The sequence below is a fragment of the Argonema galeatum A003/A1 genome, from assembly GCF_023333595.1.
Lineage (GTDB): Bacteria > Cyanobacteriota > Cyanobacteriia > Cyanobacteriales > Aerosakkonemataceae > Argonema > Argonema galeatum.
Window position 1 is genome coordinate 21,104 of the sequence record NZ_JAIQZM010000053.1, and the last position, 11,034, is coordinate 32,137.

At 43.8% G+C, this 11,034-nt stretch carries 9 protein-coding genes and 1 tRNA gene; 7 read left to right on the top strand and 3 right to left on the bottom strand.

Annotated features, from left to right (window positions below; genetic code table 11):
* Positions 1-58: 58 nt before the first annotated feature.
* Together ycf46 and LAY41_RS29900 are read right to left on the bottom strand one after the other, a co-directional pair.
* Positions 59-1,582 carry a stress-responsive protein Ycf46 gene (ycf46, locus tag LAY41_RS29895; protein ID WP_249066453.1) on the bottom strand — a complete coding sequence of 508 codons (1,524 nt, stop codon included), beginning with the start codon at positions 1,580-1,582 and terminating at the stop codon, positions 59-61.
* Positions 1,583-1,674: 92 nt separating this feature from the next.
* Complete coding sequence (locus LAY41_RS29900; RefSeq protein ID WP_249106076.1) at positions 1,675-2,019, bottom strand: slr0373 family blue light stress response protein; 345 nt, start codon at positions 2,017-2,019, stop codon at positions 1,675-1,677.
* Between the two features lie 178 nt (positions 2,020-2,197).
* Here LAY41_RS29900 and LAY41_RS29905 point away from each other — a divergent pair.
* The 7 genes from LAY41_RS29905 to LAY41_RS29935 all read left to right on the top strand — a co-directional run bounded on the left by LAY41_RS29905 (position 2,198) and on the right by LAY41_RS29935 (position 9,661).
* A tRNA-Cys gene (locus tag LAY41_RS29905) sits at positions 2,198-2,269 on the top strand.
* Positions 2,270-2,456: 187 nt separating this feature from the next.
* Positions 2,457-2,702 carry a hypothetical protein gene (locus tag LAY41_RS29910; protein ID WP_249106057.1) on the top strand — a complete coding sequence of 82 codons (246 nt, stop codon included), beginning with the start codon at positions 2,457-2,459 and terminating at the stop codon, positions 2,700-2,702.
* 94 nt (positions 2,703-2,796) lie between these two features.
* Positions 2,797-5,418, top strand: a complete 2,622-nt coding sequence (locus LAY41_RS29915) for a site-specific DNA-methyltransferase (RefSeq protein WP_249106060.1) — start codon at positions 2,797-2,799, stop codon at positions 5,416-5,418.
* A gap of 64 nt (positions 5,419-5,482) precedes the next feature.
* Positions 5,483-5,734 carry a hypothetical protein gene (locus LAY41_RS29920; RefSeq protein WP_249106063.1) on the top strand — a complete coding sequence of 84 codons (252 nt, stop codon included), beginning with the start codon at positions 5,483-5,485 and terminating at the stop codon, positions 5,732-5,734.
* Complete coding sequence (locus LAY41_RS29925; protein WP_249106065.1) at positions 5,731-6,153, top strand: type II toxin-antitoxin system VapC family toxin; 423 nt, start codon at positions 5,731-5,733, stop codon at positions 6,151-6,153. Before LAY41_RS29920 ends, LAY41_RS29925 begins: the two co-directional genes overlap by 4 nt.
* A 46-nt stretch (positions 6,154-6,199) precedes the next feature.
* Positions 6,200-6,805 carry a Uma2 family endonuclease gene (locus LAY41_RS29930; RefSeq protein WP_249106068.1) on the top strand — a complete coding sequence of 202 codons (606 nt, stop codon included), beginning with the start codon at positions 6,200-6,202 and terminating at the stop codon, positions 6,803-6,805.
* Positions 6,806-6,856: 51 nt separating this feature from the next.
* Complete coding sequence (locus tag LAY41_RS29935) at positions 6,857-9,661, top strand: BPTD_3080 family restriction endonuclease (RefSeq protein WP_249106072.1); 2,805 nt, start codon at positions 6,857-6,859, stop codon at positions 9,659-9,661.
* A 119-nt stretch (positions 9,662-9,780) separates the two neighbouring features.
* Here LAY41_RS29935 and purM read toward each other — a convergent pair whose 3' ends face one another.
* The gene (gene purM, locus LAY41_RS29940; RefSeq protein WP_249106074.1) at positions 9,781-10,809 is read right to left on the bottom strand and encodes a phosphoribosylformylglycinamidine cyclo-ligase; all 1,029 of its coding nucleotides are present in this window, start codon (positions 10,807-10,809) and stop codon (positions 9,781-9,783) included.
* Between the last annotated feature and the right edge of the window lie 225 nt (positions 10,810-11,034).

Here is an 11,034-nt window from a genome sequence, read left to right on the forward strand (position 1 = left end):
TCTCTTAACCCGCTAGCTTTTGCTAGCCTTTCCTCCTGTTGGGAGCAGGAGAAAGCTTTTAAAACTCCATTCGCTGATATTCTGCGACGGAGGATGCAGCTGGTCTAGCACGCTGTCTGGCCCAATCTCGCAAGGCCGTTACCTGTTCTGTCATTGTTCTAGACAGCGGCTGTGTCGCTTTAATTGCGGCAATAATATCCAACTGGGTGAATTCTCGTTCTTGAGCAAAGGCTTCGTACATCGAAGCAATTAATCCCTGCTCAATTTCTGCTCCAGAGAAACCATCGGAGACTTTAGCTAATTGTTCTAGGTCGAAGCGAGCTACATCTCGGCGTCGCTTACCTATGTGAATCTTAAAGATCTCCTGGCGTTCTTCGGGAGTAGGCAAATCTACAAAGAAAATCTCATCAAAGCGACCCTTCCTCAAAAATTCCCCAGGTAGGCGTTCCACTCGGTTTGCTGTTGCCATCACAAAGACTGGTGAGGTTTTCTCTTGCATCCATGTGAGGAAGGAGCCGAATATGCGGCTGGAAGTGCCTCCATCAGAGTCGGCTGAGCCAGTGCTACCCGCAAAAGCTTTGTCCAACTCATCAATGAATAAGATCACTGGGGAAATAGATTCTGCCGTTTTTAAAGCATTTCTGAGATTGGCCTCTGAGCGACCTACCATTGAGCCGTCATACACGCGGCCCATGTCCAATCGCAAAAGTGGCAGACCCCAAAGGCGGGAAGTTGTCTTAGCAATCAGGGACTTGCCGCAACCGGGTACACCCAGGATTAGCATCCCCTTTGGCTGAGGCAGACCATACTCTCTGGCTCGCTCTGTAAAAGCATTGGAGCGTTGTTTTAGCCATCGTTTTAGCTCTTCTAAACCACCGATCGAATCAATCGTTTCATCTTCCTCAATATATTCCAGAATACCGTTGCGACGGATTAACTGTTTTTTCTCGGAAAGTATGATGTCTACTTCTGATTCGGTCAGGCGGCCATTGGTGACCTGTGCTTTACGGTACACCTTTTCTGCTTCATCCTTCGTCAGCCCCAGGGCTGCTCTCAGGAGTTTTTCCCGCGCTTCTGTCGTCAGTCTACGCGCACGACTGGGATCTAAATGCTGCGTCAACACCTGATTGAGCTCTGCCATGTCCGGCAGCGCGAAGTCCAGAACTACAACTTCCTTCTCCAGTTCAATCGGAATGGTTTGCACCGGGGACATCAGGATGATGGTTTTTTGGGTGCCTTTGAAGCTGGCGATCGCATCCCTTAACCATCGCGTCGTTGCTGGAGACTCGATAAATGGATGCAGATCCTTGAAGATGAAAATACTAGAATCTCGCTGAGGGTCTTTCTGTCGGTTCATCACCCACTCAATCGCTGCTTCCGGCGAAACGGTATTGTGCTGGGTAACGTGGCGCGGTTGGCCATACTCGACCATTCCGTGAGTCACCGTCCACACAAACACCCGTCGCGGGGGTTTCATTTGAGCGATTGTCGCTATTGCCTGCTCTGCCCGCTCTTCCTCGGATGTCACGAGGTAGATCAGAGGATATTGAGCTTGAATCAGAACGCTGAGTTCTTCTTTCATTTCGCCACGACCTACTATCGACCGAATGGAGACGGTGCAGACCTTGCTAGAATTTTCCTAAAGAGTTGTCTGCTTTTATCTAGTTTGCGACTTTAGCAGGGAACCAACTCTTGCTCTCCCTGTTGATCGGTTCCAGATGGTACTGTCACCTTTTCAACCGAAAGTTCTTCTGCAAGTACACCTGGCTGTTTGTTTAGGGAAACTAAATCTCCCTGTTGGACTACGACGGAACCCTTACACTCCGGACAACTGTAAACTCGATGCGTTTGCCCGTAGGATGCCTCTATCTCGTCTATCACTTCTGGGTGAGTTAGGTAGAAGATAATGGCTCGTTCGGCAATCGATGACATCGGCTCTGAGTCAATTGCGGCTCGAATCTTGAGTTGACGATGCAGCTCTGGTGAAAGATACAACGTAACCTTTTGTTTATCTTGCATATGACTCATCAGTCGTTCTACCCGGGTATGTATATCACCTTATCGATTAGATAGCCCGCTGTCAAGACATTAAAACGCTTTGACTGCATTATTGTTACATTTGTTTACATTGTGGGATTTGTTTGGATCTAGCTTTTCAAGGAGAGGGAAATTTGTTATATTGGTATTCCTGAGTTACGGCGGTATAGCCAAGTGGTAAGGCAGAGGTCTGCAAAACCTTTATCCCCCAGTTCAAATCTGGGTACCGCCTTTATGTACTGTACATCAGAAGATTCGTCAACCTCTTGGGGATTTCACTCCCGCTTAGGTTCACGAAAAAAATAAGGTGGGTTCCCCCTTGGTCGGAGGTGATTCAGTGGCCACCACTGCGGTAAACCCGCACCCGTATTGCTGGGGGCGCACCTACATTCCTATCCGCAAGGGATAGCAGCTTCGGGGTGGGCGGTTTTACGTTTGAGGTGGCGCGGGAAGTGCTGAAGACGCTTAAGGAACAGTATCCGGGGGTTTTGAGCGATCGAGAGCCAAAGCGGTTAATTTTTGTCAAAGAGTCGCAGGAAGGCGCGGGTAAACTGATAGAGTTCGATGTTGAGAAGGTAGTACCAGCTTGGGCTGAGGGGAAGTTTGTTGTGCCGGTGTGGTTAGATGTGATTTATGGGCGATCGCGTGAGAGGGTGAGAGGGTGAAGGGGTAAAGTGCGATCGCAAAAAATCCTCAACAACTTCGGCAAAAGCGTCAAATAAATTGTAAACTCAAGGTTTTGAAGCTAGGGAAAGTTGGATGGCGAGACAAAAGAAACCTGACCAAAAACCGATCGAGCAGTACAAGCACGAAAACCAGCAACGAGTCAATAACCCACCGATCGGACTGGTTACGCCAGAAACCGATCCCGATGGCGATCGCAAAAATTATAGCTACGATCCGCACCTCGATCCGCAGTTAGTTTGGGCGGGTAAGGCAGAACATACTAATTTTGCAGTACCAACTGTTTCGCTGCACGTTCACGAACGCATCGATCCTCGCACTATTATAGAAGCAGTTCGCAAGGAAAATCAAAGTGAAGGTGTGCAGTTATCTCTGTTTGAGATACCAGAAGAAAATCCGCCTATTCGACAGGCGATCGAATTTTACAAGCATCCGCATAATTGGAGTAACCGTTTGGTTGCTGGAGACTCGCTGTTAGTGATGAATTCCCTGTTAGAAAAAGAGGGAATGGCGGGACAAGTACAGATGATGTATTTCGATCCTCCTTATGGGATTAAATATGGTTCAAATTTTCAGCCGTTTGTGAATAAGCGGGATGTGAAGGATGGGAAAGATGAGGATTTGACTCAAGAACCGGAAATGATTAAGGCGTTTCGGGATACTTGGGAGTTAGGGATTCATTCTTATTTGACTTATTTAAGAGATAGATTGTTATTGGCGAGGGAGTTATTATCGGAAAGTGGTAGTATTTTTGTGCAGATTTCGGATGATAATTTGCATCATGTTAGGGAATTGATGGATGAAATTTTTGGAAGTGATAATTTTATTTCATTGATTACTTTTGTAACGACTACTAGCCAAACAAGCTCTTTAATATCGACTGTATGTGATTTTATTGTTTGGTATGCCAAGGATAAAAAACAAGTTAAATATAGACAATTGTTTTTGTCCAAAGAGTTAGGTGGTGAAGGAAGTTCAAAATATACAAAGGTTTTATTGCCAGATGGATCTAAGTCATCCGTAAAAGAAGTTATTCAAAAACATAACGGTAAAATACCTAATAATTATAAATTCTACAGGATTGGTGGATTGACTTCTCAAAGTGGAGGGCAAAATAGTTTATTTTCTGTTTATTTTGAAGGTGAAATAATTCAGCCAAAAAATGGATACTGGAAAACCAATGAAGAAGGAATGAGAAAGCTGATAATTAGTCAAAGAATTGAAAAAGAAGGAAAATCAATTGGATACGTTCGTTTTATCGATGATTTTCCTGCATTTGCAATAGGTAATGTATGGGTTGAGCAAGCTAGTATTCAAAGTCGTTCCGATCCTAAAGTTTATGTAGTTCAAACAGCAACAAAAGTTATTCAACGCTGCCTATTAATGACCACAGACCCAGGAGATTTAGTCCTCGACATCACCTGCGGTAGCGGCACAACTGCCTATGTTGCCGAACAATGGGGACGCAGATGGATAACCTGCGATACCTCGCGGGTAGCAATAACCCTAGCCAAACAACGCTTAATGACCGCCACCTTTGACTATTACCAACTGGCAAAACCAGAGGAAGGCGTAGGCAGTGGTTTCAAATATAAAACAGTCCCTCACATCACCCTCAAATCTATTGCCAATAACCCCGAAATTCGGGAAGGCATGAATCGGATAGAAATAGAACAAGCTATTAATAAATACGCCGACCAAGAAACCCTCTACGACCAACCTTTACTCGACAAATCCAAAGCCAGAGTCACCGGCCCCTTCACCGTAGAAGCCGTCCCCGCCCCCACAGTAAAACCCATTGATGACATTATCAATCCCCCCGTTGCTGATAATTCAATCACCCGTTCCGGCGAAACATTGCGACAATCAGAATGGCGCGATGAAATGCTAAAAACAGGGATTCGCGGTAAAAACGGACAATACATTTTATTCTCGCGAGTCGAACCTTTACCAGGCACTCGTTGGCTTCATGCCGATGCCGAAACCAAACCTAATGACCTCGGCGCTAATACCGTAAAAGAAGCTAGTGGTACCTATGATAAACCCACGCGAGTCGTGATTTCCTTCGGGCAAGAACACGCACCCCTAGAACAACGCCAAGTTGCCCAAGCCATTGAAGAAGCCCAAACTTTAGTCCCCAAACCCAAATTAATCATCTTTGCCGCCTTTCAATTTGACCCCGAAGCATCCAAAGACATCGACGAAACCAACTGGCCCGGTGTCACACTTCTGAAAGCACAAATGAACGCCGATTTACTAACAGAAGACCTCAAGAAAAAACGCGCTAGTAACGATAGTTTCTGGCTGATGGGTCAACCCGATGTTGCATTGCGCCGCATCGATAAAGGGGAAAATCAAGGTAAGTGGGAAGTCGAAGTTTTTGGCTTCGATTATTATAATACCAAAACCGGAAATATTGAATCGGGCAGCGTCGAAAAAATTGCCGTATGGATGTTAGATATTGATTATGATGGCAGAAGCGTCTTCCCCCGTCAGGTTTTCTTCCCAATGGCAGGGGAAAAAGATGCTTGGTCACGTCTAGCCCGCAATCTTAAAGCCGAAATTGACGAGGATTTAATAGAGTCTTATCAGGGTACTGTTTCCTTGCCTTTTGAAATGGGAGAGTATCAGCGCGTTGCTGTCAAAATTGTGGATGATAGAGGAATTGAAAGCTTGAAGATTATTCGGTTAACCTAAGAAACTCGGTTTCTGGATGTGTGCTATAATAGGTTAAAGGTTTTAATTTCAAGAGGATTTAACTATGACTCTGGCTATCAACAAAAAAAATGCGATTTTAGAGAACATCGAAACTCTAACAGTACAACAACAGGATGCCGTTTTAGAATTTATTGAATTTATGCGATATAAAGCGCAAAAGCAGGAGGAACAGGTAGAGGAAAAACAACCAATTTCCGCTTATGAAGCAGCGAAACAGTGGGCGGGATGTGTAGATTTTGGCCCCGGTGATTTAGGGACAAATAAAGAATATTTAAAAGGCAGGGGTAAAAAATGAAAAGAAACGTATTACTAGATACAGGGGTGTTAGTGACATTTATTAATAAAAGAGAAAAACTACATCCCTGGACAAATGAACAATGGAAAAAGATTGAACCGCCTTTATTAACTTGTGAAGCGGTAATAACTGAGGCTTGTTTTCTACTGCAAGATGTCTATGAAGGTGAGGAGGCAGTGATGAATTTAATCAGTCAAAAAATCATTTCAATTCCTTTTCAACTGAATGATGACAGCGAAGCGATTAGAGAATTGATGAAACGGTATCAGAATGTACCGATGTCTTTAGCAGATGCTTGTTTAGTCAGAATGAGTGAGTTAATTTCCGGTAGTTGTGTATTAACATTAGATAGCGATTTTCTCGTTTATCGGAAGAATAAAAATCAGATGATAGATTTAATTTTTGCTGATCAGTTATAAATTTGATTTTTTAATTTTAAATTAACTTAAAATAGAGGTTTTTTCCATGATTCAAGCGATATCTAAGTTAATGACTTTCGATGACTTTCTGGAATGGAAGCCAGAAAACGGACGCTATGAACTACATAACGGAGTTATTGTTGAGATGCAGACGACAGGAAAACATGAAGAAGTTGTTGAATTTTTGCAGACAGAACTAATCCTAGAAACTCGGCGGCTGCAACTTCCCTATCGATTCCCCAAGAATGCCCTCGTTAAATCTCCCGAACAAGAAACGGGTTATTTGCCCGATGTTTTAGCAGTTAACCGTGATTCTTTAGCGCTAGAGCCTTTATGGGCCAAATCCTCAACAATTACTCAAGGCTCATCCATTCCTCTCGCGATTGAAGTTGTTAGCACAAATTGGCGCGATGATTATGCACATAAGATGATCGACTATGAAGCTTTCGGCATTCCTGAATATTGGATTGTCGATTATTTAGGTTTAGGCGGTATTCGTTATATTGGTTCTCCGAAACAGCCTACTTTGTCGGTTTGTCTGTTGGTAGATGGTGAGTATCAGATTAAGCTATTTCGGGGAGATGAGAGAATTGAGTCAGCGGTATTTCGCGAGTTGAATTTGACCGCACAGCAAATTTTTAATGGCGGCTAAATAAATCTATGGCTAATTGGGAAAGCGTTAAGCAAATCAAAAGAGGAGAATATGTCATCAAAAACCATCGACCAACTTATCATCAATTCTCCCTACGAAGAACCCAAACAATATTGGCATTACGATCGCACTTCTCGCCTATTCAACCTAACAGATGGGAGAAGACCCGCAGGCTATATCATTGCTTCAGAAAACTCCAAAACCTTCGACGATCCCGGTAAATTCGTTGAAATACCTTTAGTTAACCAAATCCGTCCCCGCGTCAAAGCTTGGAGTAGTCAAGGATACCCCGGAGTTACAGGCGTTACCAAGCGTCTGCTAGAACACTGGAACAACCGAGAAGAACGCAATAATCCTTTCTTTTTCTGTCAGTTAGAAGCCATAGAAACCTTAATCTGGATAACTGAATCTCCACTGTCCGAAAAAGTTGGCATTGATATTCCTTCAGATGGTGGAAACTTCAAACGTCTTTGCTCGAAAATGGCGACAGGTTCCGGTAAAACTATCGTGATGGCAATGCTGATTGCATGGCAAATATTAAATAAAATTACTTATCCCCAAGATACCCGTTTTTCTAAAGCTATTTTTATTGTTGCGCCGGGACTAACAGTTAAGAGTCGCCTGCAAGTTCTACTTCCATCTGCGGAAAATAACTACTACGAAGTTTTCAATGTTGTTCCTCTTGGTTTGTTCGACAAACTCCGTCAGGGTAAAGTTATAATCTGCAATTGGCACGCCCTGAATTGGGACAATGATGAGCAAATTGCCAAAAGGAAAGGCGTTGATAAACGCGGTGCTAAAAGTAATGAAGCTTACGCGCGCGAAGTGTTAGGAGAAATGGCAAATTCTCGCAATATTGTTGTCATTAATGATGAAGCCCATCACGCATGGCGTATTTCTGCTGAATCAAAAGTTAAAGGTGTTAGTAAAGAAGAATTAGACGAGGCGACAAAATGGGTTGGTGGACTCGATAGAATCCACCAAGCTAGAAAAATTTTAACCTGTTTTGATTTCTCCGCCACACCCTTTGCCCCTTCTGGCAAAAAAAGCTCAGAAGAAGCTTTATTTAGCTGGATTGTCAGTGATTTTGGCTTAAATGATGCGATCGAATCAGGTTTAGTAAAAACGCCTCGCGTCGTAATTCGTGACGATGGCAAACTCACAAAAGATTACAAATCTCGTCTCTACCATCTCTATCGAGATTCAGAAGTAAACGATGATGTGAATCGGAAAGCTAAACCCAACGAATCTCTCCCCGATTTGCTTAATAATGCCTACTATTTACTCGGAAAAGATTGGCTAGAAACTGCCAAAGATTGGCAAGAATCTGGCAATAAAGTTCCCCCCGTAATGATTTCTATTGCCAACCGTACCGAAACTGCGGCTAGAATTAAATACGCCTTCGATCGTAACAAAATTCAGATCGAAGAACTTTGCATTTCAGAACGTACTCTCCACATTGACTCCAACGTGATGAAAATGGCAGAATCCCAAGAAGAAAGTAGCGAAATACAAGACAAAATATCAGACGATAGCGAAGATGATACCTCTGATGATGAACCTATCCGCAAACTTTCCAAGAAAGAACAGGCAGAATATTTAAGAAAAACGGTTGATACAGTTGGTCAAATTGGAAAACCAGGAGAACAGATTCAAAATGTAATCTCAGTGGGGATGCTTTCTGAAGGATGGGATGCCAAAACAGTTACTCACATTATGGGGATTAGAGCATTTTCTAGCCAACTTCTCTGCGAACAAGTGGTAGGGCGAGGTTTACGGAGAACTGCTTACGACATTAACCCAGAAACAAACTTATTAGAAGCAGAATATGTCAATATTTTTGGTGTTCCCTTTACCTTTCTTCCCCACGAATCCGATGAAGGAACACCGCCCCCACCGCCGCCACCTAAAACTGAAATTAAACCAGATCCAGACAAGCAGCAGTTTGAAATTAGGTTTCCCAATATTGTCCGCATTGATTACATTTATCAGCCAGAACTCAAGCTGAATATGACTCAAGTTGATAGTTTAGAATTAGATGCCTTTGATAATAGCACGCTGGCAGAATTAGCACCGATTGTGGATGGCAAAGCAGATGTTACTAAAATTAAGGCAATTGACTTAGAAGATTTAGGTCGGAAATTTAGGATGCAAAAAATTGCCTTTGAGGTTGCTAGGGATATTTTTGAGGAGATGAAACCTGGTTGGAAAGGTAATAGAGAATATTTACTAGCTAAATTAATTCGATTAGTTGAAGAAGTGATCGATTCAGATTTAATTCAAATTACACCGCCATTATTTAGTTTAGATCAAATTAGGCGACGGATTCTGATTACTCTCAATTTGAGAAAGATAGTGCAGCATATTTGGCAGGCGATTTACTTAGAAAATACGGAAAAACTTGAGCCTGTATTTGATTCCGAACATCCCATCCGTTCTACAGGCGATATGCGTCCTTGGTACACTGGCAAACCCTGTGAATACACCCAAAAATCCCACATTAATTGTAGCACTTTTGATAGTACATGGGAAGCCAGCGAAGCTTTTGAATTAGATCGAAATGAAAATGTTGATGCTTGGGTAAAAAATGACCATCTTGGATTTGAGATTCTCTATATTTTTGATGGTGTTGTTCGCAAATATCGCCCTGACTTTGTAGTTCGGCTCAAAAACGGAGATTTCTTGATATTAGAAACCAAAGGACAGCAGACACGCCAAGATGTAGCTAAATGGGGATTTTTGGATCAGTGGATTAAAGCTGTTAATCAGCAGGCTGGATTTGGTTATTGGCAACGGGCTATATCAAGAAATCCGGCTGATGTGAGGATGATTTTGGAGGGGATTGCAGCTAGATAAAGAAAAATCCGTCGCGCCTCTACTACCACCAGCGCGATCGCCAGCAAATCAGAGTTAAATGTACCGAAAGGACGCTCAACAATACCACCTTCAGAGGGGCGATCGTGCCAACAGCATCATTAATCTGGTAGGCCGACGACGCCACCCGCTTTTGGGATCGCATGACCGATCGCAAAAGCGGGCAGATTATGGGACTCAAACCATTTGATAGCTTGACTAGCTTGGTCTGGTGGCACCAACAACATATATCCAATTCCCATGTTGAAAGTGTTAAACATGGCATTTGGACTAACCTCACCAGCGGCAGCTATCCAGTCAAAAATAGGTGGAAGCGGCCAAGTGCTAGTGTCAATCTGGATAGATTGACCTTCACCCAGACAGCGGGGTAAATTTTCTGGCAATCCCCCACCAGTTATATGAGCCATACCATGAATTTGAAGACCGGCGGTGAGTGCGGCGAGAACCGGCTTAACGTAAATTTGAGTAGGCGTCAGCAAAACTTCTCCTAAGCTTTGGCCCCCCAACAATTCAGGACGATCGGTCCAGCTTAATTTATAGCGATCGACAATTTTGCGAATCAAACTAAAACCGTTACTGTGGACACCAGAAGAAGCTAGTCCGATCGCAATATCCCCAACTTGCACCTGAGAACGATCGAGCAGCTGACTCCTTTCTACAATGCCTACACAAAACCCAGCTAGATCGTACACACCCGCTGGATAAAATCCAGGCATTTCAGCCGTCTCGCCTCCCAACAGCGTACAGCCAGCCAGCTGACATCCCTCAGAAATACCGGCAACCACCTGAGTCAATTCCGCTTGATTGAGTTCCCCAGTAGCTAAATAGTCCAGAAAAAACAGAGGTTCCGCGCCCGATGTCAAAACATCGTTCACACACATCGCCACTAAATCAATCCCAACTGTATTATGACGGTTGAGGTCATGAGCCAGTTTTAGCTTCGTGCCAACGCCATCTGTACCTGAAACCAAAACAGGTTCCTTAAACCCCCCCGGCAACTGGAAGTAACCGCTGAAGCCACCCAGTCCGCCGATCACTTCAGGTCTATGGGTGCGATGCACCAAGCTGCGGATTTGCTCCACAAAAGCACGACCCGCTTCAACATCAACACCTGCTTCTCGATAATCCATAATAACTAAAGCTCTAGCCCGCTACTCCACCGTGTACTTAACTGCATATGACTGCACGATGTATTCTACCCGCTAGGGGAACAGGGAATTTCAGATTTTAGATTTTACTTTTGAATTGAAGATTTTAAATCTGAAATTCCCTGTTTCCTGCCCCTCTGCCCCTCTGCTCCTCTGCTCCTCTGCTCCTCTGCCCCTCTGCCCCTCTGCCCCTCTGCCCCTCTGCCC

Excerpts from the sequence above, each read along its gene's own strand:
- LAY41_RS29925 (WP_249106065.1), top strand. The coding sequence starts at position 5,731 with ATGAAAAGAAACGTATTACTAGATACAGGGGTGTTAGTGACATTTATT.
- LAY41_RS29930 (WP_249106068.1), top strand. The coding sequence starts at position 6,200 with ATGATTCAAGCGATATCTAAGTTAATGACTTTCGATGACTTTCTGGAA.
- ycf46 (WP_249066453.1), bottom strand. The coding sequence starts at position 1,582 with ATGAAAGAAGAACTCAGCGTTCTGATTCAAGCTCAATATCCTCTGATC.
- LAY41_RS29915 (WP_249106060.1), top strand. The coding sequence starts at position 2,797 with ATGGCGAGACAAAAGAAACCTGACCAAAAACCGATCGAGCAGTACAAG.
- LAY41_RS29900 (WP_249106076.1), bottom strand. The coding sequence starts at position 2,019 with ATGCAAGATAAACAAAAGGTTACGTTGTATCTTTCACCAGAGCTGCAT.
- purM (WP_249106074.1), bottom strand. The coding sequence starts at position 10,809 with ATGGATTATCGAGAAGCAGGTGTTGATGTTGAAGCGGGTCGTGCTTTT.
- LAY41_RS29920 (WP_249106063.1), top strand. The coding sequence starts at position 5,483 with ATGACTCTGGCTATCAACAAAAAAAATGCGATTTTAGAGAACATCGAA.
- LAY41_RS29935 (WP_249106072.1), top strand. The coding sequence starts at position 6,857 with ATGTCATCAAAAACCATCGACCAACTTATCATCAATTCTCCCTACGAA.